Source organism: Candidatus Saccharimonadales bacterium, assembly GCA_035945435.1.
Classification (GTDB): Bacteria; Patescibacteriota; Saccharimonadia; order Saccharimonadales; family DASZAF01; genus DASZAF01.
Map to the genome: position 1 here is coordinate 1 of DASZAF010000016.1, position 23,861 is coordinate 23,861.

General features: G+C 49.0%; 21 protein-coding genes and 3 tRNA genes. 13 read left to right on the forward strand and 11 right to left on the reverse strand.

Features of this window, described 5'->3' with window-relative positions:
- The coding region (locus VGS28_01660) for an NAD(P)-dependent oxidoreductase (GenBank protein HEV2412495.1) at positions 1 to 827 on the reverse strand (827 nt) is incomplete at its 3' end.
- 60 nt (positions 828 to 887) lie between these two features.
- Here VGS28_01660 and VGS28_01665 point away from each other — a divergent pair.
- Positions 888 to 2,051 (forward strand): DUF4236 domain-containing protein, encoded by a 1,164-nt coding sequence (locus VGS28_01665; GenBank protein HEV2412496.1) that lies wholly within the window; start codon positions 888 to 890, stop codon positions 2,049 to 2,051.
- A 57-nt stretch (positions 2,052 to 2,108) separates the two neighbouring features.
- On the forward strand, positions 2,109 to 3,470 hold the full coding sequence (locus VGS28_01670) for a hypothetical protein (GenBank protein ID HEV2412497.1): 1,362 nt from the start codon (positions 2,109 to 2,111) through the stop codon (positions 3,468 to 3,470).
- 347 nt (positions 3,471 to 3,817) lie between these two features.
- On the opposite strand, the gene VGS28_01675 is transcribed toward VGS28_01670, so the two are convergent.
- Positions 3,818 to 4,048: a hypothetical protein gene (locus tag VGS28_01675; protein HEV2412498.1), complete on the reverse strand. Its 231-nt coding sequence runs from the start codon at positions 4,046 to 4,048 to the stop codon at positions 3,818 to 3,820.
- Between the two features lie 303 nt (positions 4,049 to 4,351).
- On the opposite strand from VGS28_01675, the gene VGS28_01680 reads away from it, so the two are divergent.
- The 4 genes from VGS28_01680 to VGS28_01695 all read left to right on the forward strand — a co-directional run bounded on the left by VGS28_01680 (position 4,352) and on the right by VGS28_01695 (position 7,449).
- Complete coding sequence (locus tag VGS28_01680; GenBank protein HEV2412499.1) at positions 4,352 to 5,107, forward strand: hypothetical protein; 756 nt, start codon at positions 4,352 to 4,354, stop codon at positions 5,105 to 5,107.
- Between the two features lie 82 nt (positions 5,108 to 5,189).
- Positions 5,190 to 5,429, forward strand: coding sequence for a DUF5659 domain-containing protein (locus tag VGS28_01685; GenBank protein HEV2412500.1), 240 nt, complete (start codon positions 5,190 to 5,192; stop codon positions 5,427 to 5,429).
- Positions 5,430 to 5,594: 165 nt separating this feature from the next.
- Positions 5,595 to 7,112 carry a hypothetical protein gene (locus VGS28_01690; protein ID HEV2412501.1) on the forward strand — a complete coding sequence of 506 codons (1,518 nt, stop codon included), beginning with the start codon at positions 5,595 to 5,597 and terminating at the stop codon, positions 7,110 to 7,112.
- 70 nt (positions 7,113 to 7,182) lie between these two features.
- Positions 7,183 to 7,449: a hypothetical protein gene (locus VGS28_01695; protein ID HEV2412502.1), complete on the forward strand. Its 267-nt coding sequence runs from the start codon at positions 7,183 to 7,185 to the stop codon at positions 7,447 to 7,449.
- A 1,767-nt stretch (positions 7,450 to 9,216) separates the two neighbouring features.
- Here the strand turns inward: VGS28_01695 and VGS28_01700 are convergent.
- From VGS28_01700 to VGS28_01715, 4 genes are all read right to left on the reverse strand, one after another.
- A tRNA-Arg gene (locus tag VGS28_01700) sits at positions 9,217 to 9,293 on the reverse strand.
- Between the two features lie 114 nt (positions 9,294 to 9,407).
- Entirely contained in the window at positions 9,408 to 10,100 is a 693-nt protein-coding gene (locus VGS28_01705) for a hypothetical protein (GenBank protein ID HEV2412503.1), read from the reverse strand.
- A 70-nt stretch (positions 10,101 to 10,170) separates the two neighbouring features.
- A tRNA-Ser gene (locus tag VGS28_01710) sits at positions 10,171 to 10,263 on the reverse strand.
- Positions 10,264 to 10,329: 66 nt separating this feature from the next.
- Positions 10,330 to 10,417: transfer RNA gene (locus VGS28_01715), tRNA-Ser, on the reverse strand.
- Between the two features lie 160 nt (positions 10,418 to 10,577).
- Here VGS28_01715 and VGS28_01720 point away from each other — a divergent pair.
- Positions 10,578 to 11,066, forward strand: coding sequence for an Hsp20/alpha crystallin family protein (locus VGS28_01720; GenBank protein HEV2412504.1), 489 nt, complete (start codon positions 10,578 to 10,580; stop codon positions 11,064 to 11,066).
- A gap of 136 nt (positions 11,067 to 11,202) precedes the next feature.
- Here the strand turns inward: VGS28_01720 and VGS28_01725 are convergent, their stop codons facing one another.
- The 5 genes from VGS28_01725 to VGS28_01745 form a co-directional block, all read right to left on the reverse strand.
- The gene (locus VGS28_01725) at positions 11,203 to 11,643 is read right to left on the reverse strand and encodes a pilin (protein ID HEV2412505.1); all 441 of its coding nucleotides are present in this window, start codon (positions 11,641 to 11,643) and stop codon (positions 11,203 to 11,205) included.
- A 96-nt stretch (positions 11,644 to 11,739) separates the two neighbouring features.
- Positions 11,740 to 12,147, reverse strand: a complete 408-nt coding sequence (locus VGS28_01730; protein ID HEV2412506.1) for a hypothetical protein — start codon at positions 12,145 to 12,147, stop codon at positions 11,740 to 11,742.
- 62 nt (positions 12,148 to 12,209) lie between these two features.
- Positions 12,210 to 12,629 carry a hypothetical protein gene (locus VGS28_01735; GenBank protein ID HEV2412507.1) on the reverse strand — a complete coding sequence of 140 codons (420 nt, stop codon included), beginning with the start codon at positions 12,627 to 12,629 and terminating at the stop codon, positions 12,210 to 12,212.
- A 20-nt stretch (positions 12,630 to 12,649) separates the two neighbouring features.
- On the reverse strand, positions 12,650 to 13,399 hold the full coding sequence (locus VGS28_01740) for a hypothetical protein (GenBank protein HEV2412508.1): 750 nt from the start codon (positions 13,397 to 13,399) through the stop codon (positions 12,650 to 12,652).
- On the reverse strand, positions 13,399 to 13,776 hold the full coding sequence (locus VGS28_01745) for a hypothetical protein (GenBank protein HEV2412509.1): 378 nt from the start codon (positions 13,774 to 13,776) through the stop codon (positions 13,399 to 13,401). The genes VGS28_01740 and VGS28_01745 overlap by 1 nt, the downstream gene beginning before the upstream one ends.
- A 127-nt stretch (positions 13,777 to 13,903) precedes the next feature.
- Here VGS28_01745 and VGS28_01750 point away from each other — a divergent pair, with 127 nt between their 5' ends.
- From VGS28_01750 to VGS28_01775, 6 genes are read left to right on the forward strand one after another with little or no spacing between them, the layout of a single operon-like run.
- Complete coding sequence (locus tag VGS28_01750; protein ID HEV2412510.1) at positions 13,904 to 15,472, forward strand: hypothetical protein; 1,569 nt, start codon at positions 13,904 to 13,906, stop codon at positions 15,470 to 15,472.
- Entirely contained in the window at positions 15,472 to 16,965 is a 1,494-nt protein-coding gene (locus tag VGS28_01755) for a hypothetical protein (GenBank protein ID HEV2412511.1), read from the forward strand. Before VGS28_01750 ends, VGS28_01755 begins: the two co-directional genes overlap by 1 nt.
- A gap of 2 nt (positions 16,966 to 16,967) precedes the next feature.
- On the forward strand, positions 16,968 to 17,912 hold the full coding sequence (locus VGS28_01760) for a PrgI family protein (protein ID HEV2412512.1): 945 nt from the start codon (positions 16,968 to 16,970) through the stop codon (positions 17,910 to 17,912).
- Positions 17,913 to 17,940: 28 nt separating this feature from the next.
- Positions 17,941 to 18,975: a hypothetical protein gene (locus VGS28_01765; protein ID HEV2412513.1), complete on the forward strand. Its 1,035-nt coding sequence runs from the start codon at positions 17,941 to 17,943 to the stop codon at positions 18,973 to 18,975.
- A complete protein-coding gene (locus tag VGS28_01770; GenBank protein ID HEV2412514.1) occupies positions 18,975 to 21,008 on the forward strand; it encodes a DUF87 domain-containing protein in 2,034 nt (677 codons plus the stop codon). The genes VGS28_01765 and VGS28_01770 overlap by 1 nt, the downstream gene beginning before the upstream one ends.
- On the forward strand, positions 21,008 to 23,860 hold the full coding sequence (locus VGS28_01775; GenBank protein HEV2412515.1) for a hypothetical protein: 2,853 nt from the start codon (positions 21,008 to 21,010) through the stop codon (positions 23,858 to 23,860). The genes VGS28_01770 and VGS28_01775 overlap by 1 nt, the downstream gene beginning before the upstream one ends.
- Position 23,861: the final 1 nt, after the last annotated feature.

A 23,861-nucleotide genomic window follows, 5' to 3' on the forward strand; every position in this document is an offset into this window, starting at 1 on the left:
GCCCAAACGTTACCCTCGTAGTTATTGAACTTTGCCGGTTTAGCTTCAAAACCATAACCAAATAGCTTACCTGTTTTCACCATATCTATGATTTCTGTCATCTTGTCTTCTAATTCGATAATGTCAACGATAATTGCAGACTTCTTAACCTTTGATAATAATTCATCAGTAATAAGTGCATTAGTTTCGCCATTCTTAGCATATGCGGGGAATATAACATCGGCAGTAGAAAATAGTTCTTCTAATTCAACACGCATATAGCTGTCGTTGGTTGAAGAACGTGACCAATAAATAACGTCCATACCAAGTCCAGCACATCTCTCTGCTATTGCTGAACCATTATGTCCAAGTCCAATGATGCCAGCTGTTTTGCCTTTAATCTGCACTCCTCGATACTTCATAAAGTCAGCATCAAAATCTAGTGGGAAGTTGTCTTTAATTAAACGGGGAGTTTGCCGAGCTAGATTAAACATCATAGTAACTGCCCACTCTGCTACGGCCTGAGTTGAGAAGTTCTTGATATTACAAATAGGTATGCCACGCTTATCGGCAGTGTCTTTATCAATATATCCAAAGGCAGTTGAAGCAACTAAAATAGCTTTAAGATTAGGTATATTCTCATAGTCTTTACTTGTGAGCTTCCAACCAATGTAGTCAGGGTTAAGACACAGCAAGCGTTCTTCATTACCAGCGAACAACTCTGGCGTTTCACTCAATGGTTTTACATCAGTTATAACAGTAAGGTCTGCTTTGCTTTCAGCTAATTGTTCCTCAAGCTTTTCATCAACTAACTTTGTCCATAGAGGGTCAAATATAAATACTTTCATGGTCTAATAATACCTTATTTACCGCCTAAAATTGTATAATACAGATAGTAGGAGATATGTATGTCATTGCGATACCGCAGGTCAATAAGACTAGCAAAGGGAGTAAAGCTTAATCTAACTAAAACTGGTGTAGGCATGACTGTTGGCGGTAAAGGCGCACACTATTCTGTTCATAGTAGTGGACGTCGCACCGCTTCAGTGGGTATGCCAGGCACGGGACTTTACTACCAAAAGCGAACTAGTAGCAAATCACGCGATGCCGTCACACCACGCACGACCACTGCACCACAGCCGAGTGTACATGCTACACCGGCACAGCAAAAACAAGCTAATGCGATAGGAAGTACAGATGACGCGCTAAAGGTGACAAGTGATAGCTACGCACTATTTCGTACACAACTTACTACTCTGCTTGAATGGCGTAAAGTAAAACGTGCTGAGGTTACAGAGGCAAAGTCACAGCTTAAAACATTGACTGCTCACTACAATCGAAGACGCGCAATGGTGTTGAAACGATTTTATGTTGACGCAGAAGCGGCGATGAACCAGCAAGCAGAGGTAGTAGCGTCACTTGAGCAAGAACTCAATGAGAAGTCCATGAGTTTGTCTTTTGCAAATAGTCCACAATTTGCCAGCACATGGACAGACTGTGTCACTACGTTTAATGAGCTAATGGGGAGCGAACGAGTCTGGGACATCACATACTCAACTGCCGTAAACAAGTTCAAAGACCGGAGCGTTGCTAACAATAGCTTCAATCGTACTTTGATACAAGAAACTCCCGAGCCATTGGCATACATAAATAGTGATGTTGACTGCTTAGCATTACCTGGTGCCAATAATTCAAGTATCTACATTTATCCAACGTTTCTCTTAATCTTTAGGAGTTACCATGAGTTTGGCATCTTCGACTTGAAAGAGGTTCGCCCTGGAATACATTTGACCAAGTTTATCGAAAGCGAAGGAGTGCCAAAGGATACTGTTGTCGTAGGTCAAACTTGGTATAAGACCAACAAAGACGGTACCAAGGACAAACGCTTCAACGGCAACTACCAGATACCCATAGTTCAGTATGGAGAGCTGCTATTTGAGAGTGCTAAGGGACTGCAAGAGTTCTATATGTTCAGCAACATTAAGGCGTTTGCTTCATTTTCAAAGGCGCTTGCAGCACACTACCAAGTAATCGCAAAAACAAAAACTCAAGCAACGGCTATAAGAAGCTAGACGCTACTACAGTTGCTTAGCATTAGCCTTCTAAGTGAGGTTTATAATATATATGGTATGAGCGCAAGGAAGAATAGTAAGAAATCTCAAAAAGCATACAAACCAAAGCCGCCAAAGGTAGGTACTGATGTTGGTGAAGAAGAGAAACGCTATAAAGCATTTACTGAGCTGGCTATAAAAGGCGGTGCTGAACTTCGTAAAAAACTCAAGTTAAGCGAAGATGCGTTCTCATTAGTCTATGGCCCTAATACTGGTAACCCCAAGAAATACTATCTTACGGGGGTTTTGAATGAAGTCGAAAAGGCCGGTATGGCCATGATGTATACGGCTGACTTTGTCGTAGAAAGCAAGAAAAAACCAGAGCCAGAAATAACTGACGCTACAGGTTATCGGATTGCGAACAATGCTATCCAAGTCAAGATTGATGAATTAACAGTTTCTGAGCGAAAGTTGACCGAAACGTTGGTTGACTTAGTGGGTTTTCGGCGCGCAGATGAGGCAGACTATTATCGACATTACATCGTACTCCACGAATTAGATGCCAAGAAGAAAATCCAGAATGACATGCATGAGTTTTCAGGAGTGAAGAGTAAAAACCTTGCTTTCCAGATTGAAGAACTTGAAAAACAAGCTGATGCGCTAGCGGCCAAGCTTGACCCAGCAAAGTGCTGGTATGCCAAGAAGCGTCGTGGCGTTCTGACAAGGAATATCAGCACGTTTAGCGAGCGATTTAAAGAAGTTTTCCCTTACATGAAAGAGTATGAACAGGCGACACTTTACACTTATGGCGCATCGTTTGGTAGACAAAGCGGGTTCCTGCATTCTGGTAAGCCAGTGGAGCGACGTAAGTTAACCCTTAATACTTTAGGTGCACACGTCGGTCGTATTGGCACTTTAGCACCGGGTGTTCTAACGGCTACAAAAGACCTAGGCCACTTAAACAACGTCAAAGGCATCTTAAAAACTATATCCGACGTAACAAAGAAGAATGATTACCCCATTAAGCTCTTCAGGCAAAAAACAAAGCCGAAAATAGTTGAGGGTGATTTTGTGGTAACAGTTTGGGGTAGCCTGGGTCAAGTTACAAAAGTTATCAAAAGTAAATATGGTTATAAAAGCTTTCGAGTAAAGTACTTAACTGATATGCCCTTACCTGACATGCCGGTTGACGATTTTCCCGCTGAAAATGTTCGATTAGTCTACGCTAGGAAGCCACTCGTTGAGCAATTAAGGCAAGAAATACATAAGGCCACGCCCGAACTAAAACCTGGTACGAGAGAGCTAAACAAATTGATGACCGAGAGCGTTTTACACCTATGGAATAACGTCGGTCTCAAGGAGTTCACGCTTAACAACCCGAAAGCTGGTTATGAAAAAATTCAACAGGAAATTGATAGGATAAATTCTCCCAAGAAATAGGTTACTGACACTGCACTCCACCAACTCCTATTAAGTGCACAATAGACAGCCTAATCATATTTAATAATCCGTGGTCTACTAAGCAGTGCCCTGTAGCCTGCCTAACGCTGATTATTGACCATATGACGAGGCAGCCTACTAGAGCAAACCATGTAATAAGGTAAACTTTTGTGTCAATTCCTTCTGAATGAGAAGGCTTTGAGCCGACTTTTGCCATGATAGTACTTATTAGAAGTGCGATAGCACCGCTAATAAAAACAGTCCCCCAAAATGTTAAGAACAGTACTAGCAATATCATATTATTCCAACCCTGCCTATTACTAGGGTCTGAGTGTATGTGGAGTTCTTCATGCTTTCTTACCTGACTGCTTGCGCTTGTTTAAAACCTTTTGTGCATACACGAGATACACGACAAGTCCAAAAATACTGCATAAAAATCCTATGAATTCCACAAGTAGCGCTTTCGGCATATCGACAGGCAATTTATTGCGCTTATAGGCTCTGTGGCAGTAAATCCAGAACAGTATAAATGCAATTGCTCCAATACTTTGACCAACTTGCTGTGCATTGCTTTCCATTCAATCTCCTCTTGAATTTTCCTGCGGCCAAAAATAAAAAACGACACCGCAAGGTGTCTAAAGCCATTCACAAGTCAGCTTTCGCCGAAATGCTTATGCGGTGCCGTTTCTCACGGCGAACCGCAATTAAATTGCGCTTCTGACTTGATAATGACTTTAGACGTTGGTAATTATACCATTTACCCCTGTAATCCCCAAGCATAAGCGTAAAAATAAAACCCCTAGTGCTTGCTGTCTAACCCCTTATACACGAAAATATAGGAACGGGTGTGGGCGAAAACAAGTATGAATATGGGAATGTAAATGAACCTAAAAGCTCAAGTTAAACATATTGAAGGCAAAAGTTTAGCCTGGCGCAGGCTTGCCGTATTCTTTAGAGAAGAGTCAATCTATGAGCTAATCAAAACCCTGGGTATTTATTCGCGAAAAGGCTATTTTGAGTATGAGCTTAGGATTAGTAGTGGATACTATGACTGGACACAGGCTCGTCGGGATATACAGTTTCGCACAGATGTTTTTCAGCCGTCTCTTGGCTTTAAGGGGCTATATCAACAAGACCCCTATGGGTTACATGTTAAAGGCAAGTTACCACTCTCAGAGAAAGAAATAAATGAAGTCGTAGAAAAACTGCCGCCTGATATAGCCGAAAAGTATTTATTATTCAGCCTGACAAATATCAATCAGGGCAAATTCATGAAGCTCATTTCTAAGTTACTAGATGAAAATAGTGCTGACGATGACATATTTTATCCACCAGTTCAGTATCGAGAACTGAAGGTTGATGGTGATGGAATTTATTATAAAAACAAGCCGTTTGAAATGGACTACCCCCATCGGCAAGCTATGCGTATTTTGATAGAAAAGAAAGGCAAACCTTGCGATTACGAAGATTTTAAGGACGATGACGCAGGGATTTTTATTAAAAGCATTAGAGAATACCCTAATATCAATCACACCATACGTAACCTTATCTATGAATTACGCGGTGAATTACTGATTAACACGGGTAAGCGACTTATCGAGAACCATGAAAAAGGTGGCTGGTATCTAGATATTTGACCGCAACTATTACTGACAACTGACTGACCCTACACCCCTCATACTCAGGGGTGTTTTTAGTTTAAGGAGCATGTCTATGGATATGGACGAACCAGTCATTAGAATACACGATTTGGGGCTTGCGGCTGCGCTGGTGAGCCACGACTTCAAGTTACATGCTACTGACCGTGACCAAAATGGCCGCCTCTACTTTATCTTTAGACAAACTGACAACCTAACTCAAGACATTGACGCATATTGGGCTGACACACTCGTCGTTAAGGCGCGGACGTACTCAGACAATATCAAGATGCTTAAATCACGGATTTACGGAGAGCGGTAACTATGCGGCTCAGTGCAAGTTTAATAGCGAAGTTTCAGAAAAGGTACTTTGAGACCTTCGGTGAAGCTATTACGGCGGAACTCGCCGAATCGGAGCTGTTGAGTCTTGCCGAGCTGGTAGAGATTACGCGGAAGTTAGTCAAAGCAACCAATAAGGGAAATGGCAATGAAAAACAATCAAGCACCAAAAACCACAGTTGACCAAATAATTGCTGCCTTGACGGAAAGTGCTGTTAAGCTTTTTCACGACCAGTACAATGAGCCGTATATTGCTTACGACGGCAACGGCAGTAACGTCAGCAAAGTTCATTCAAATATAGCCAAGCTATGGCTAGTTCACTATTGTCACACCCAGCTAGGCAAAGTTCCTAGCACTGATGCAGTCAACCGTGTGCTGGATACACTGGCGGCACGCGCCCACTTTGACGGTAAGCAGCATGCTCTGGAAGCTCGCAGCGTCTACAACAAAGAGGGCTTGTGGTACGACCTTGGTGGCAGTGCTGTACATGTCACGCCGGAACGGTGGGAAGTCATCGAGCAGCCGCCAATCATTTTTAGGCGCTTCTCACATCAAAAACCCCAGGTTGTACCACGGCGCGGCGGAGACCTACGAGCACTCTTAAAGTATGTCAATATAACCGACGAAGCCGAACAACTACTGTTTCTGGTCTACGTTGTGGCAGCATTTATACCTGACTACCCGCACCCACTCTTAATCCTGCATGGTATACAAGGTGCTGGTAAAACTACGCCGATGATGATTATGAAAGACCTGATTGACCCGTCGTCGCTTAGAGAGGGTTTTTCACTGCCCAGCAAAGAGAGTGAATTTGCCCAAATCGCCAACCATCATTACTTCTTATTCTTCGACAACCTTTCGACGATGCCCGAAGCGTTTTCTGATACCCTGGCCAGGGCGGTGACTGGCGGTAGTTTTAGTAAGCGCGGCCTGTACACCGATGACGACGATGTTATCTACCGCTTTCAAAGGACTATTGCCCTTAATAGCATCAACCAGGTGGTCTACAAATCCGACCTGCTAGACCGCTCAATCCTTATACATTTAGAGCGCATTAGCGAGGATAAACGCAAGCCGTCCCAGCTTTTCTGGGCTGAGTTTGAGCATGACCTGCCAGACATACTGGGTGCAATCTTTGATGTATCAGTTAAGGCTCTCGCGTTGCGACCAAACGTTAAGCTCGACAAAGCAACCCGAATGGCCGACTTTTTACACTGGGGCTATGCTATTGCAGAAGCAGCCGGATATAGCGGCAAGGCATTCGAGCAAGCTTACTACGCCAACATCGCCACCCAGCATGACGAAGCGATTGAGGCCAATCCAGTCGCTCAGGCAATCATGGAGTTTATTAAAGACCAGGCAACGTGGACGGGCACGCCATCCGAACTATACGCACTGCTCACCCCGATAGCGTTCAAACTGGGGGTTAGTAATAGCCGAGGCTGGCCAAAAGATGCACCACGGCTTGGCAGGGTGCTGGAAATCCTAACCCCAAACCTTGCTGCTAAGGGTATCGTGCTAGAGCGGTCACGCGCTCAACAACGACTAATAACCATAACTAATACTACTGTCGTTACTGTCGTTACTGACGTTACCCCTGTAATAAATGCCTCTGATGATGACGGTACGACGGCAACGACGGCACAATCGGAGTTTAAGATGTAACACATAATCAAGATAACAATAAGGGGAAAGATATTTAAGATGCTAGTCAATAATTTTAAGGAGGTTAGAGATGGACAAATTAAACAATAAAACCGGTATTACTTTTCGCCTACAAGTCAAAGACTATAAGTTCAGAAGTGATGAAGGCAACACCTTCGATTTTGAAGATTGCACCGATTTGCATAGACTTTTTGCTTGGGCAATCGGCCATGTTGTAGATGAGTATGTATTTGAAGAACTACTTAAAGGTGATATTTCCAATATAACGATTGTGCTAAGCCCTGATAACTTAAAGGAGGAAGACTTTGTGACCGAAAATACAGGGTATAAGCTCTAACAATATGGAGATAGATATGTACGACAACACTTTAATAAGCTATAATATAAATGTTTTCACATCTGGTAGACACGCTGTTCGTGTTTTTATTTCTGCTCTTCAAGGGCAGCATGGTGCAGAAAGAAGCGAATAGCGACTGGATGTGAAAACAGCCATGCTGTCCTTTTTGATAGGAATAAAACCATGAACTACTCAGAACTAAAATTTGCCTTGTACGCCCGTAAGTCCACCGAGGACGAGGGTAAGCAGGTTCAGTCTATAGAAGACCAGATACACTATATGCGGCAAAAAGCTGATGACTGTGGTATAAAGCTAAAACGCAAAGACATTATCACCGAGGAGAAATCCGCTAAGGCACCTGGTAAACGGCCGAAGTTTTTGCAACTAATTGCTGACATCAAAGCCGGTAAGTACAACGCTATAACCTGCTGGCAGACCAACCGCCTGGCTCGTAACCCCGAAGAAGCGGGTATTATCCAACAACTACTGCAAGACGGAATTATCAAGTGTATTGTGACCAGTGACCGAACTTACTACCCCGAAGACAATGCTGTGGTGTTTGCTGTAGAGATGAGCATAGCCAATCAGTTTGTCCGCGACCTTATGAAGAATGTCCGCCGTGGCATGTATTCCAAAGCCGAAAAAGGCTGGTACCCTGGCAGGCCACCAATCGGCTACAAAAACGACCGTGAGGAGAAAATCATAATTGAAGACCCTGAGCGCTTTGATATGGTGCGCCGTATGTGGGACATGATGCTGACTGGTACCTACACCGTTAAGGCAATCGGTGAAATTGCCGATAAAGAATGGGGCTTACGCACTATCAAGCGCAAGAAAAGCGGCAATAAACCGCTGTCTTACAGTGGTGTTTATGATATGTTCCACAATCCCTTTTATAAAGGCGTCATACGCTACGGTGGTACAGAAAACCCTGGCAAGCATACAGCAATGGTTACCGAGGAAGAATATGACCGCGTGCAAAGCCTTATACACACCAAACTACCGGAACGGGCAAAGAATAAGGAGTACATCTTTGCTTTTCGTGGCATGCTTAAGTGCGGTGAGTGTGGCTGCTCTATAACACCGCAACATACCGTGACCACTAAGAAAAGCGGTGTTGTTCATGAGTACGACTATTACCGCTGCACACTCCGCCGCCGTGATTATAAATGCACCCAAAAGAAGTACCTAACCGAAGACAATCTCAACGAGCAGATTAAGCAGGAGCTAAAGACGCGCACCATCATGCCACGCTTTTATGAGTTGGCAGTTATGGCTTTGCAAGAAATGAATGAAGATAAAATCACCAAGCAGATTAAGGTGAGCGAAACGCAGAACAAGGCCATTGTCACCAAAGAAACCGAAATCCGTGAGCTTGGCCGCATGCGCTACCGTGGCGAGTGTCCTGATGATGAGTTCTACGCCTCTGAAAAGGATAAGCTTGACCAAGAACTCAAAGACCTCAAGAAAGCCCGTGAGAAAGCTGAAAAACGAGCTAATGACTGGCGAGCTGTAGCAGACGAAACTTTTAGCTTTGCCCGTTATGCCGAAGAAGACTTTAATAGCGACAGCCTTGAGAATAAACGGAAGGTCTTGGCAAAACTCGGTCAGAACCTCACGCTGCTAGATGGAAAAATCCATTTTACCCCTAATAAATACATGGTGCCGGTGCAACAGGCATATCCAGACCTTGCAGCCCGCTTAGAGGCCGTTAGAAACGCCCCACAACAGATACGAGAACGGGTTGAAGCAGAGGTCAAATCTGAATGGTACACCCGGCAGGATTCGAACCTACGACCTTCGGCTCCGCAAGCCGACGCTCTATCCAGCTGAGCTACGGGTGCATATGGTGCAGTCAGACGCAGATGTCTGCTGCATGTCAGTAAAAGGTACTTCCCGCGTGAGGGCGGGACTGACAAGAATATATCACAGGTTACCCTAAAAAAACAGGGGTAGTATTAGAAGCGGAGCTTGCGAGACAGTCGGTCGACTGCGTCGAACTTGTAGTTCTCCATGGGCAAGAAACGGCTCAGCACATCGACAATCTTCTCGCCCTGACCTTCCTCAAAGTAGATAGAGAGCATTGGTCTGAACCTGGCATTAGGACGGAGCAAGATGCTCCACAGGCCGCCATCCTTAACGATTCCGAATGAGTGGAAGTCGTTGAACTTATAGATTCTCTCACCAATATGAAGACCAGTCCCATCAATTGCGTAATGGAGAACACGCGGTTTCCTAACGCCGACGACACCAATGGCCACACACATAATCGCTGAACCAATTGCCATAAACCAATCACGAAGGATAAAGACACTGAAGAGAAGAAGCGCCACTACAAAGACGCCGAAAACGACAAACCAACTGGCCGGTTTTTCGTGATCTATAAACTCTGAGGCCTCCCACGAAACTTTCTCCGCTTCAGTAAACGTAGGCTTGGAGATCGTAGGGGCTTCGTCGTCTTCATCGGCCGGGTCATCAGGCGTTAGCAGAGCTGCCGGCAGACCGTCATGGCCGACCGGGGCCACCTCGTCATCCTGAGTAGGTGCGTCGTTGTGGGTCGCCGACGCATCAGTCGAGGCCGGTGCCATTTTGTCGTCACCACCCTCAGTATCTTTCTCCCAGTAGCCGTGCTCATCTCCTGGTTGCTGCATATAGGTAAAGTATATCACTAATGCCGCGAACGCCGCATAGACGACACCATGACAGTTGATTGCAAATGTATGGCGGAGAGGGAGGGATTCGAACCCTCGCACCAGGTCACCCCAGTCTAACGATTTAGCAAACCGTCCCCTTCAGCCTCTTGGGTACCTCTCCAAACATGGGTATTTTACTATAACTCTGCTCTCTTGGCGAACCGTGCGAATACAGATGTTATACGCGTGGCGGAGAGGGAGGGATTCGAACCCTCGGTACGTTGCCGCACACTGGTTTTCAAGACCAGCTCCTTAAACCGCTCGGACACCTCTCCAGTGGCCATATTGTACCATATTGCGCCCCTTATAGAGCTTGCCTTGAACCACATAATTGTGCTATCTTGACCTCTAACAGCCGTTTATTGCAAAACATTGACAATTTTAGCTATAATGAAGTTGCAATAACCGCAGTTTCGGCGATAAGTGGAGGATACAATGGCAAGAGGACAAAAACAGAAGGACGATCTGCTCCTAGACGAAGAGTTGGCTGCAGCGTTCTTGAACGATGACGACGCAGCCGCTGCCACTGATCAAGGACAGCCAGCTAGCGACGCAGCTCCAGTCCAAGCCGAATGGGAAGAGACAGAAGAGGAAGTAGTACCAGGCCAGCTTGCAGTTGATGTCTACGAAACCAAGGACAAGCTTGTTATCAAAGCACGGACAGCCGGTGTCGACAAGAAAGATCTCGACGTCAGCATTTCAGATGGCATTCTCACAATTAGCGGCACTCTCTCAGCCGGCGACGAATCGTCAGCTGAAAACTACCATATTCAAGAGTGCTATTGGGGAGAGTTCCGTCGCTCTGTAACTCTGCCCGTGCCGGTGCAGGAAGATGGAGTCCAAGCCGAACTCAAAGACGGTGTCCTGACGATTACGTTCACGAAGATCAAGCAGGAGACTGCCCGTAAGATCGAAGTTCTATAGACCATAAAACCGTATCTCAAAAAGAACTCCTCCGGGGGTTCTTTTATATTCAGCGCTTAGCGTAAAAGCAGGGGACATAGCAAAAGAAAAAGGAGAGCTGCTTATGCGCTCTCCTTTTATCAGCATCGATCTGGAGCTAGCTGTTGGCTGAAGCGGCAGCCGAGACGTTCCCAATGACGAAGTGGACGATAATCTGGGCAAAGATGACGATAATCAATCCGACTACGGCGTAGATAATCGTGTTCTTGGCATTCCCAATCTGCCCCGAATCACCACCTGAGACGATGTATCTGAATCCTCCGATGATGATCATGACGACAGAGACGGCGCCGATGATGAATGAGAGGATGTTAATCGCGCTCTTTACGACTGAGTTAATGCCTGTGTTGTTGTTGCTCTCACAAGTACTTGTCCCCGAGGAGATGACACCGTTACAGACGCCACCTTGGATGGGGTTGTTACCGTTGAGTGCTGCGTATGTGGCAGTGGCGGGTACCAGCGAGACCACAAAGAGAGAAAGGAACGTTGCCATGCTGACGGCAATAATCGTTCTGAACTTTTTAACAGCATTTACCATATCTTTAAAAGCTCCTTTGTTGCTGATTTTTCTTCATTATATATCACTAATGTTAGGTTTGCACTAGTCTAGATCTGATCGGTGTGTTAGCTATCGCTATTGGGTGACTTTGCCGATGACGAAGAGAACGATGATTTGAGCAAAAAGAGTGATGGCAAGACCGACCATGGCGTAGATAATCGTGTTCTTGGCACTGGAGATGGCATTTGAGTCGCCACCCGAAAGAACATACCTCATGCCCCCGATTATGAGCATGATAACGGAGGCCGCGCCGACGATAAATGAGAGCAGATTGAGTGTATCCTTGATAAGCTGCGGCACCGACTGACCTTTTCCGACAGCACCAGTGTCGTTGAGGCCTTTTTGGGCATCGCCAACCGAATCAGCCAATACAGAATGAGTGCCACTTGGCAACACAATAAGAATCGCAGCCACGAGCAGACACGCTCCGGCAATCAGTCCTAGTCTTTGGTATGGTGAGAGCCTGGCAAGTGCGTTTCTCATATCTTTCCTCTATCTCCGTGCCTTTCTATGCTGGTTATTATAGCTTATATCTTGTCACTGGATCATAAATAACCCAGCACGAACTGGATGATGGCGGCCCCGAAGACAGCAATTACCAGACCAGCCAAACCATAGATAATAGTATTCTTGCCGCTTTTAGTCCCTGACGGGTCACCGCCAGAGAGGACGTACCTCAAGCCACCGATTACCATCATAAAGACCGAGATAACCGCAACGAAGTAGATAAAGACGCTCAGAAGAGTGGCGAGCACTCCGCCTTTACCGAGAATCCCGCCTCCTTTTTGTGCCTCACAGACAGTTGCTCCAGGGTTGCTTTTACAGACACTCTGACCACCACCGGCGCCGAAGATGTCGAACGCATATGCAGGCGCCAAGCCTCCAAACTGCACAACGGCAGTAACTGCCAGCACAAAAGTTATAGCCCAGGCTTTCAGGTTGAAGATTTGTCTTTGTAGATTCATATGTCTCATTCTATTCCCACCTACAGTCCCGTGCCGAGCACAAAGCCAACTATAACCTGCGCGAAGAGTGCAAAGATAAGTCCAACTACTGCATATATAATTGTCTCTTTCGCTTGCTTAAGAGTGCCTGGGTCACCACCTGAACGGGTATAGGTGAGACCACCCCAAACAACCATGATGGCTGCCAGTACCGCTACGATCTGGAAGACAAGAGTCAAGATAAAAGCCAAAGTGCCGGCTTTGACGGCACCGGGGTTCGGCAGCCCGGAAGCCGCGTCAATCTTGGCTGCAAATTCACCGGCGATAAAGCCGATGATTCGAGCGGCCGTCACGGTAATGACAAGGCCAACAAGGGCATTCACGATAGTGTTACGGGCGTCGTTGATACTATTCGGCGAGCCAGCGCTGGTGGTATAGCGAATGGCGCCCCATATGACGAAGCCGACTGCTAAGATAGCGGAGAGTCGTAACAATATCTCAAAGACCGCAGCCACAATCAGCCAGATGCCGTCTGGTCCTGAGATAAAGGGCCTGCATTCCGTGCCTCCTCCATTGACGTTAACCTTGGTGCCTTGCAGGTATTCATACCAGGTCGGAAAAGCCAAAAAGCCAGTGTCTTGAGCAAGACTACAAGGAGCGGGGTTGGTCATGTTGAAGAGAACATTAACCGGACTAGCTGCACGCGCAGGCATGACAACAACGAAGAGGCCCATCACCAGACCCAGGAGACTGCCCGAGAGCATGATCCAAAGGCGAAATCGCATTGACATCAACCGAGGCCTCCCGGTGATATGAAGTTCAAAATAATCAGACCGAAGATGTAGAGAAAGAGTGCAACGACAACATTCCAGATCTGCATCTTTGCTTGGCTTACGGTCTGTGAGTTTCCGCCAGCGGTTAAGTACTTAAGGCCAGCCACAGCCAAAAAGACGACTAACAGGACGCCGATTCCGGCGGAGACAAACTGGACAGTGTCGTGGATAAGAAGTTGGAGATTACTAAGATCCTGCTGGTTAGGGTTTGGTGGTGGGGTCGCGGCAAAGACCGCACTCGGGAATAATACGTAGCCAGCCACCAGACTAAGCACGGCAGCCGAGGTGATATGTCGTTTTTTGTTTTGAACACTCAATTTGGTAAAGACGTGCATCGTATAAGTATTCTTCTTGGCTATACTGTAATACAGAAGTGGGGATCGAGGCAAGAAAGCTCTCAGGGTCTGAAGGCGATTTTCAGACCTCCAGATCTTAGAAAATACTGATATACTACATTACATAATGTTGAAGCGTCGGTCAGGACTGTTTGGGTGTGCTCTGCTTCTAGTTAGCTCACTTCTGATGGCCATTCTTCCCGCTCTGCCAATACATGCAGCCAACACATGCACATGGACGGGCAAAACCGCCATGACCTGCAATGGCACAAACGTTGGCCCAGGCACTATCTCCGGTGCAAACATGACCTTTCAGTACTCCGTCAGTGGTAGCGGCGTTGGCAACGCCTGTCGTGACTTTATAACAGTCAATAACTACAAGAAAGCCACTTCAGTCAGTATTCTCGAAGGTGTCGGCATTATTATGAATTCGAGGCTGGCTAGCACCGCGACCAACAATGGTATACAGCTTGCTGCCAACAACACCTGCTTGAGCGGTGGCACATATAACTTGACGAATACCTGGGGCGGTGGCGGTACTCAGGGTGGAGGAAGCTGCAACCCGCCTACTTTTAACATCAACAGTAACAACACGATCACTCTCGCTAAGGGTCCCTGTGCTGGCATTAGCAACACCTTTAACGAAGCGGGCCAATCGAACTACTATGTCGGCAGCATTAATAAGGACGGCTGCCCCAATGATTACGTTTATTTCGATCCGGTTGCTAACTCTATAACCTACTACCAGGTGGCCAACATAACTGGTCAAGGCTCGCAAGGAGGCTTTACGAACCCCCTGCCAGCAGATCTCGGCAACTACCCTGGTACCTGTGCGGCGAACAATGGGGCCGTGGCTACCATCGGCCAGAATCAGGTGGGCGGGCAGCAGCAACAGCAAGTCTGTGAGACCCAGGGTGGCTTCATGGCAGACATTCTCTGTGGCCTTATTAATGCCCTGAACAAAGTAATCCAATGGCTCTACAGCAACGTGCTGACGAGGCTTCAGTTCCAATTGCTCGAACCCGTCGCAGCCAGCGAAGACGGACTGACGGGCCTCTCGGGAGCTTCATATAATAGCGTTCATGCTTCATGGCTGGTCGTTGTCCGGCTGGCCTCCACCCTAATGATCCTCGTCTTCCTGATCATGATCATCGGCCAGGCGGCCGGCAATTATATCGACGCCTATACAGCCAAGAAGCTGCTGCCTCGCATTGTTATCGCCTTCATTCTCATCAACCTGTCATGGTACATAGCAGGTTTTGCTATGGAGTTTTCTAACATCGTCGGTGATGGTGCCAAGGCGGTCATGCTAGCGCCGTTCAGCAGCCAAGCTGCACTCATCATCAGTCCGACGGCTGGAGCAGAACAGCTAGGCATACTACTGGCGGCAACGGTAACGGCCACCCTCCTGGTTATCGCAGGACCGGGCCTCTTCGTCTTGGTCCCCATCGTGGCGGGTATATTAATCGCTGCGGCCATTGGCTTTTTCCTGGTCATTCTGCGACAAGGCTTCTTGATCGCCTGTACCGTTTTTGCCCCGGTAGCCATCGTCCTGTGGGTCCTACCCGGAACTAAATCGTGGTTTAACAAATATAGAGACCTGTTCGTGGGATTATTAATAATGTACCCACTCTTCCAAATCGTCATCGCCGTTGGCGCTTTGCTGGCATATGTAATAACGGCAGGTAACAGCTAATGGCAGCTGGACTTGTATCGGACGTCGTCGCAGAGATCTGTATCTTTGCCCCATTCTTCTTACTGCCTCGTATCGCTGAGTCTAGCTTAGGTGCGTTTGGTAAGGTTGCCGGCATCGCCAATGCTCGCGGCCGTAGTCTGCATGGCAGGGCCCGCAAGGCAACTGCCGAGAAGACCAAGGAAGGACTCAGAAAATCTGCTACCGGTGAACGGTATAAAGGTGTCGCCGGCAAGATCTTCAACAAGCCCGCCTTCATCGCCGGTAACGCTGCCTACGGTAAAGGAGCGGCTCGTTTTGCTCCGTTTGGCAAAAATGCTCAGATGCAACGAGTTGGCGCTATCTCGGCCGCCTCACAGCAAGCCGCCCGGGATATGCAGGCCCATGGTGTTTCTATGGATCCATTTTCAGCTCGCGAATTTGCCGCCTATGGCTATAACTCAAAGGCGCTCGAACAGCGCGCTCATCAGCTGATGGAAGGCGATGACTCATGGGTTAAGAATTCCGACGGCAGCTTTAAACTAAATGCAGCCGGTGAACGAATCAAGAATGCTGACGCCGTCTCTACCGGTAAAGCCTTAATGACCTACCGCGCTTTTGCCGGACGTGGAGACGCCCGGTTGGCTGCCGCTCAGGTCTCAGCCGAAGCTGGCAAGCTGACCGACGAAGCCGCCTTTGGAGCCGGACGACTACTCGGTACGGGTCGAAGCAATATGGCTCGTGACGCCTTTGTCGACTCGCTCTACCAGACCAATGCTCGCAAGGAGATGATGACCCAGTTCAGCCGTTCAACCGACTTCAACTGGGGTGCTGGTGACAACCAGCCGATGTATGCCGGTGCCGCGGCTGGTATGACTAAGGCTCAAGCTAAGGAAGTTGTCCACGCCAACCGTATGCAGCGCTTCCACGACGACTTTGTCACCAACGGTAAGTTTAGCCAGGAAGACCTTCAGAGCATCAAGAATGCCGACAATGCCCGCGACTACGCTCAAGGTCTTATCGACTACACCCAGGAGCGCCACACTGAGATGACGAGAGCTCAAGATGCAATGGGTGCCGCTCAGAGCAAGATGGAGCGAGCTGCGAACATCCTTAACAGTAGTACCGCTACAGAGGCCCAGAAGATAGAAGCTGGTAGACTTCGAGACTCGGCAGCCTCTCAGTTCAGAACAGCCCAGAAGAGCCAGGTTGTGGCTCAGCAGGCTGCCGAACGAGGGGCACAGAAGATTGGCTACATGACGTACCTCGGCGGTTACTTCCGAGAAGGCACAGGGGCAGCCATTCAAGGTCAGCTCACGAGCACCGTTCACCAGCCGACTGCGCCTGGCGAAGCACCATATAATGACACCGGCACCTTTATGCACTTCTTACGCGAGCAGTCACAGGCCGGCGCTCAAGGTAACGGTCGGAGCACACTAGAAGCCGAAGCCGCCAGACGGCGAGCAGCCGGAGGCGGACCTCAGCAGCACTTCTATGACCAGCCAGAAGGACACTAATCATGGCTCTCTATAAAGTCCCCCAGGACGTCGAGGCCGAAGATAAGATCGTCGGGCCATTTTCACTTAAACAGTTCATCTTTATCCTACTCTTCTTCGCCTCGGGCTGGTTCGCCTTTATCCTTAGCCGAATCGCTCTACCGTTTGGCTTTATCATGCTGCCGTTCCTCATCATCTTTGGGGTGCTTGGCTTCGTTATGCGTAAGGACCAGCCAGTTGAGGTCTATCTTGCCGCACTGGTTCGTTTTTATCTAAAGCCACACAAACGGATTTGGGATCAGGAAGGCTATGAGCAGCGGGTCATTATCACAGCTCCGAAAATAATTGAGAGGCGACGGACAAAAGATATTTCCCAAGAAGAGGTCCACTCACGTCTAAGTCGCTTGGCTAATGTCGTTGACAGTCGTGGTTGGTCGGCAAAAGGCCTGAACACCAAGCCGTCCGATCGTATCGCTAACCCGACCATAGCCAGTCCTAACCCTGACGCTGACGCGCCGGACATCATGGACGAGGGAACTGTGACGGCTCAGAAGTTCGATAACCTCATCCAACAGAGAACACAGGCCAATCGCCAGCAGGTGGTAAGCCAGATCCAGCAGGCAGCTGCAGCCTCGCCAACACCGCCATCCCAAATGCCAGCTGCCAACAACAAAGCCTTCAACGATGACGTCAACAACCTGCTCGATAGCATGGCGTCTACTCACTACAACCCATACCCGACCGATATCCACCAGACAGTAATAAAGCCGGGCGGAGATCGGGCGGCCGATCAAGCAGCGGTAGTCAAAGCAGCAACGGACGCCGCAAAAGCCGTCGCTCAACCTATGAAACCACAGGTATCACCTGCTATAATGCAGTTAGCGAATAACAATGACTTAACGGTGAGCGCGATTGCACGACATGCACACTCGCTTCCTACAGATGAAGTGGTGATCACCCTCCGTTAAGCCGAGTAGGGTGGAGCAGCACTCATCGATGGAACCGACCAACACGAACCCGAACCAAGCACCATCAGCGACCGGAGGGGGCCCACAGCTCCCCAGTGTTGGTGGCGCTCCAGCTGCGCCTCAACAGCAGTCTTCGTATTATCCAGAGGCGATGTCGACCAGCTCATCGCCAGCACTCGGGCTTAATCTACCTCATCATCCCGACACCCAGTCACAGCCTCCTCTGCAACCACAGCCAGCTCCTCCACAAGGCACGCCACCCCAACAACAGGAAGCCCACTTCCAGCAACCAGCCGCCCAGACGGGTGTGGCCAATCCGCAACAGAAGATGCAGACCCCACCAAGAAACCAAAACAGCACTCAGAATTTATTGGAGATCGCCGAGATACGCGACGGTATCGTCATCATGAATGATGGTAGCTTCAGGGCGGTCATCCTAGCCCGATCGATTAACTTCGACTTGATGAGCGCCGGTGAGAAAGAGTCCGTCGAGTACGCCTACCAGAACTTCCTTAACTCTCTCTACTTCCCAGTGCAGATCGTCGTTCGATCCAGGAAAGTGGATATGCGACCATATCTCGAAAAACTCAATAGGATCCGGACTGAGCAGGACAATATGTTATTGGCGCTGCTCATGGAAGACTATATTTACTACGTCTCACAGCTGGTCGAACAGACCAACATCATGAGCAAGCAGTTCTATGTAGTCGTTCCGTACTTCAGCGAGATCAAAGCCGGACAAGTCGCCGCACAGACCAAGGGTTTCCTATCGGGGATCCTCGGTAGTAGCAAGCAGCAACTGATCATAAACGAGAGTGCCCTTGTTAAAGCTAAGACCGAACTCCAGAATCGTGTCCAGAGCGTTGTTAACGGTCTCCTGCAGCTCGGTGTCCAGGCCGTCCCACTTGACACACAGGAACTTATCGAACTTTACTACGACGTATACAACCCCGATACTGCTACCAGGCAGCCGCTACCAGAGCTCAACAATATGGCAACGGTCGTCGTCACCAAAGGTGTAGGTAACGCTAAGCAGCCACACCTAGACGGAGGCGCACGGTAATGGCACTCTTCGGCGGCAAGAAGGTAAACCCAGTCGAACTGGCTGAACAGCAGCGACTTCGTGAACAGAATGAGGTCGAACAAGCCTTCCTCAAAGGCGTCACCGAGCTACGAGACTTCATAGCGCCGAGCTCACTCGAACTCGAGTCCGGCTTCTTCCGACTCGGTACGTATTATGCCCGCAGCTTCTATGTGTATGGTTACCCGAGACAGATCTTCACTGGCTGGCTCTCCTCAATTATCAATATGGACGAAGAGATCGATGTCTCAATGTTCATCTATCCAGTCGAAAGCCGCGTCGTACTCGACAACCTTCGCAAGAAAGTATCCCAGCTTGAAGCCGACCTGCAGTTAAACGCCGAGAAAGGACGAGTCCGCGATCCAGGGACCCAGGCAGCCATCCAAGACGCCGAGGAACTTCGCGACAAGCTCCAAGTAGGCGAAGAACGCTTCTTCCGATTTGGTCTCTACTTCACTATCTACTCAACATCACTCGACGAGCTTAACTTTATCCAGCATAAAGTCGAGACGGTTCTTGGTCAGCAGCTGGTCTACTCAAAGCCGGCTACAGTTCAGATGGAACAGGGTTTCAATTCGACAATTCCACAAGGTCTTGATCAGCTTCAAGTCCGCCGGAATATGAACACCGGAGCCCTGAGTACCAGCTTCCCATTCACCAGTGCAGACCTCACCCAAGAGAATGGCATTCTTTATGGCATCAACATGCACAATAACGGATTGGTTATCTTTGACCGTTTCACTCTAGAAAACGCCAATATGGTCGTCTTTGCCAAGTCAGGTGCCGGTAAGTCGTTTACCGTTAAACTCGAGGCACTACGAAGTATGATGATGGGGACTGAAGTGATTATCGTTGACCCCGAAAATGAGTATCAGCGCCTTAGCGAAGCAGTCGGTGGCTCGTATATCCGCCTCTCACTCAACTCCGATACCCGGATTAACCCGTTTGACCTGCCACTGGTTGTCGATAGCGAAGAGGCAGACAACGCACTACGCTCCAACCTCATTACGCTCCACGGCCTGTTACGACTCATGATGGGTGGCGCCACTGCGGCCGCCTCAACAGCTGGGGGATACAGTGTCTCCGCGATTGGCCCTGTTCTCAGCCCGGTAGAAGAGGCCGACCTAGACCAAGCCTTAATCGACACTTACGCGAGAGCCGGTATCACTAACGATCCGCTGACGCACAACACCACCCCACCGACTGTTAATGACCTCTACGATACCTTACTCCACATGCCTGGTACCGGGCCGCAGTTGGCTCAGAGATTGCGAAAATACACCTCAGGAACATTTGCCGGTATCTTCTCGCAGCAATCAAATGTCGACATCTCAAACAAGCTGGTCGTCTTTAACATCCGTGATCTTGAAGACGAGCTTCGCCCCGTCGCTATGTACATCGTTCTTAACCACATCTGGAATCGTACCAAGACAGACCGCAAGAAGCGCATGCTGGTCATTGACGAAGCCTGGCAGTTGATGAAGTATGAGGACTCTGCTAACTTTATGTTCTCACTCGCCAAGCGCGCTCGCAAATACTTCCTCGGCCTGACAACCATCAGCCAAGACGTTGAAGACTTTATGAGCTCGAAGATGGGACGTGCTATTGTTGCGAATGCATCGATGCAGATTCTCCTCAAACAGTCACCAACAGCAGTCGACATCCTAGCTGCCGTCTTCAAGCTGACTGAGGAAGAGCAGAAGCGGCTATCTCAATTCCCAGTCGGTCAGGGTCTACTCTTTGCCGGTCAAAATCACGTTCACGTCCAGATTGTTGCCTCACCGACCGAAACCTCACTGATTACTACCAATCCGGCCCAAATACAGCAGCAGACGGTCAATATTGCGCACCCGGGCCCAGTCGCTCCGGGCGCTACCAATCCTCCTGTACCACCGCAGCCAGCTGAACCGCAGTTCACATCGCCTAACGACGAGGTTCCCCGCGAGCCTCTTGCGTCCGTTGAAGCCCAACAGGGGGGAACATTAGAAGTTAACGGAGGGGCAGGTAGACCGTAGTGGTGGCGCTACAAAGCGAAGACTCCAGAACAGGCAATCGATCCCAGCGCCGACGACCAGCAGCTCGTACCGGTGCAGGACGCCCTCCGGCGAGACCTAGTGGTACTCGATCGGGAACTCCGCGCATGGGAGGTCCGGCCAATCTACCGACCCTAGAAATGGGGGACGACGGGCTTACCCAGCAGCCAGGTGGTGGCGGTCAAATACTGACCCCTCAGCGCGAGGAGTCTAGTGAGTTTGAGCCGCCTATTCAGACCGGAAGCAGTGAGCCAGAATATCCGGGCGATCAAAGTCATAGACAAAGCACTCTGCGTGACGCTGAAGCTGGCGTTGAGCAGCCACGCGATAACGAAGGAGGCGGTCTTGGTAGCGTCGCAGCAGGTGAGGGGTCACTCGAAGCACCAGCTACTACGCAATCAAGCTTCAAGTACAAACCAGACGCAGACAGTCTCCAAGGTTCTGCTAAAAAGAAGCGGAAGAGAAAGGTCCTCTTTGGTATTATTGGTGTCTTTCTTGTCATCTTCTTTCTGGTCATCCTCGTCCAACTGTTTAAGGCCAAATATGAGGCCTTGATCATTGATGATGCCACCAAGATTGCTATCGACTATATGCTCGAGAAGCGGCTCAAACAGTATGTTAATGACTACTTCGCTCACGTTATCTTTCCTGAAGCCGCTTTCTGTCACGGAGATATTACTCCCGAATGTATCGACAGAGCTGATGGAGCGGGTCTCTTCAAATTACTAACCGCCAAAGGAAAACAGCTAGCCCTGAATAAGATCGAGAATAAGCTCTTGGTTGACCCTGACGGCAACAAATGGAGAATGGAGTTCGACGGCGCTAAGAAGCAGTGGAAGATCAGTTGTCCAGACTGTGGGGCAAACGGAACGGCAACGGTCGCCGAAAACGTGGCCGAGGACCCAGCTAAATTCGACCTCTTTTCGGAGGTATATACCCGCAACCCGGTGACTGCTACCAGACTCATAATGGAACGGCTGAATGTCGGGGAGGATCGTGTTGGCTTCTTTACCAACCTATTGAAACGTATTTTCGTCTCTTGGAGGTACGGTACCTCCGGGTGTGTCTTTGCCTGCACAACACTAGAGAAACTCTATAATGCTAAGCTCGGCGTCACAGATAAGATAGCTGAGTATAAAGCGATGCTGCTTAGTATTATCAATGACCGCGTGATAGAACCGATCAAAATCGGAGCCACTCTACTCTTGGGATGCGTCCTCGACCTGAGCCTCTCGTGTCTCAACAAAGGCGGGCCCGAGCAGGATGAAGCACAGGAGGGTCAAGACGTCTTGGCGGAAGATGCCGTTGACGAGAGCGCGACAGTCGAAGCGCAGGCCTCAAAAGGGCTACTTGCAGCACTCAAAGAGAAAGTCACCGGCTACCTTGCTACGTTGATTGCCTATGCTCTTACCAAAGCAGGCTTTGACGTAACCGCCAAGAACGTCACAGATGCGGTCCCATATGTTGGGCAGGTTATCTTGGCCATCCAGATAGCTCACTTCATTGGCAAACTCTCTACCATCCTGGGAGGTGGTGGTTTAGCCATTAGTCTGACGGGCGTTCCGTATCCCTATCAAAACCAAGTCCCACCGGCTACTCGTGATATCCCTATGAACCTCTGGAACGATGTCATCAAGATTCCTCAGGCCGAACAAGCCAATAACTTACTCCAGGCAGCGGCCGCTGAACCAACGGCTGAGCTGAATGGTGGCATTGAGGCGGGTGCCTACGACACCAACCAGATAATAGCCAGCAACGAACTGGCTGGATCAACTGCCGACGTTGGGCGAAGCAAGCTTTACGACTACATCGCCGGTGGTGAGTACGGGCAGACTACGCCGGGCAATACCGGTGCCCAGACGTGTCGCGATGGTCACCCGGTGCCCTCTAATCAGCTCATGTGTAACGAGTTCAGACTTGACCAGGAACCACCGCTCGTTCAAGCGATCCGCAATAATCCGATCCTTGAAATATTCCTCAACAGCCTCTCAGGCCTTCTCAATAATCCAGTTGTCAACGGACTCGACGCCATTATCAACTTCGTCTTTAATCTCCTCGGCACCCTGATTGTCGACCTTCTTAAAGCCATCTATTCGCTGCTGAACTGGTCTTTGGGCAGATACAACCCCTTGCGTTATGCTGTTGACCTCCTTGGAGACATCTTCAAGCATTGTCTGCCATACGTCATGAAGTTCTTTGAAGTCGTCTTCCCGCCGATGATTGAAAGCTTGACTGAGGTTATCCAGACGCCGTGGCGACTGTTCGATGCCGCTTATACCGGAGCCTCATACGCTAGCTACCAGCTGGCGACGGGTGGGATCGACACCAACGGCCAGCCGTACGGACTCGGCGGTTACGACCTCAACCAGCAACAATCCAACCAGCTTATCTCGGCAGCCAACGCTGATTACGCCGCCAATGAGGCAGCCCTGCCACTCGGTCAGAAGCTCTTCTCGATCACTGATCCAAACTCAATCCTAGCCAGGCTAACTATGTCCGCCCCGATTCCAACGAACGTTGCCGACTTTACTGCTACTCTCAACCCACTCAATATTTTCAGCATGCCATTTGCTGCCATATCCCAAGCTCCGGCCCATGCTCTTCTAGAATACCCGAGCCAGGACACCAACGGCGTTCCAACGGTTGGCTTCGCAGTAAACGACAAGGCCTGGACCTCGGACCCATTCATGGATCCTGACACCTGCACCGATAACCGGCAGACGAACGGAGTCAACGCCATCGGTGAGACCAACTACACAACCGGTGACATGTGTCTCATGGATGACGCGGTTGGTAATATATTCTTAAGCGGTAATGGAAACTCACCGAATTAAT

Bases quoted from the DNA above. Each gene is read 5' to 3' on its own strand.
- VGS28_01725 (HEV2412505.1), bottom strand. From the start codon at position 11,643: ATGGTAAATGCTGTTAAAAAGTTCAGAACGATTATTGCCGTCAGCATG.
- VGS28_01735 (HEV2412507.1), bottom strand. From the start codon at position 12,629: ATGAATCTACAAAGACAAATCTTCAACCTGAAAGCCTGGGCTATAACT.
- VGS28_01750 (HEV2412510.1), top strand. From the start codon at position 13,904: ATGTTGAAGCGTCGGTCAGGACTGTTTGGGTGTGCTCTGCTTCTAGTT.
- VGS28_01740 (HEV2412508.1), bottom strand. From the start codon at position 13,399: ATGTCAATGCGATTTCGCCTTTGGATCATGCTCTCGGGCAGTCTCCTG.
- VGS28_01695 (HEV2412502.1), top strand. From the start codon at position 7,183: ATGGACAAATTAAACAATAAAACCGGTATTACTTTTCGCCTACAAGTC.
- VGS28_01705 (HEV2412503.1), bottom strand. From the start codon at position 10,100: ATGCAGCAACCAGGAGATGAGCACGGCTACTGGGAGAAAGATACTGAG.
- VGS28_01765 (HEV2412513.1), top strand. From the start codon at position 17,941: ATGGAACCGACCAACACGAACCCGAACCAAGCACCATCAGCGACCGGA.
- VGS28_01730 (HEV2412506.1), bottom strand. From the start codon at position 12,147: ATGAGAAACGCACTTGCCAGGCTCTCACCATACCAAAGACTAGGACTG.
- VGS28_01770 (HEV2412514.1), top strand. From the start codon at position 18,975: ATGGCACTCTTCGGCGGCAAGAAGGTAAACCCAGTCGAACTGGCTGAA.
- VGS28_01690 (HEV2412501.1), top strand. From the start codon at position 5,595: ATGAAAAACAATCAAGCACCAAAAACCACAGTTGACCAAATAATTGCT.
- VGS28_01665 (HEV2412496.1), top strand. From the start codon at position 888: ATGTCATTGCGATACCGCAGGTCAATAAGACTAGCAAAGGGAGTAAAG.
- VGS28_01760 (HEV2412512.1), top strand. From the start codon at position 16,968: ATGGCTCTCTATAAAGTCCCCCAGGACGTCGAGGCCGAAGATAAGATC.
- VGS28_01720 (HEV2412504.1), top strand. From the start codon at position 10,578: ATGGCAAGAGGACAAAAACAGAAGGACGATCTGCTCCTAGACGAAGAG.
- VGS28_01675 (HEV2412498.1), bottom strand. From the start codon at position 4,048: ATGGAAAGCAATGCACAGCAAGTTGGTCAAAGTATTGGAGCAATTGCA.
- VGS28_01670 (HEV2412497.1), top strand. From the start codon at position 2,109: ATGAGCGCAAGGAAGAATAGTAAGAAATCTCAAAAAGCATACAAACCA.
- VGS28_01755 (HEV2412511.1), top strand. From the start codon at position 15,472: ATGGCAGCTGGACTTGTATCGGACGTCGTCGCAGAGATCTGTATCTTT.
- VGS28_01685 (HEV2412500.1), top strand. From the start codon at position 5,190: ATGGACGAACCAGTCATTAGAATACACGATTTGGGGCTTGCGGCTGCG.
- VGS28_01680 (HEV2412499.1), top strand. From the start codon at position 4,352: ATGAACCTAAAAGCTCAAGTTAAACATATTGAAGGCAAAAGTTTAGCC.
- VGS28_01745 (HEV2412509.1), bottom strand. From the start codon at position 13,776: ATGCACGTCTTTACCAAATTGAGTGTTCAAAACAAAAAACGACATATC.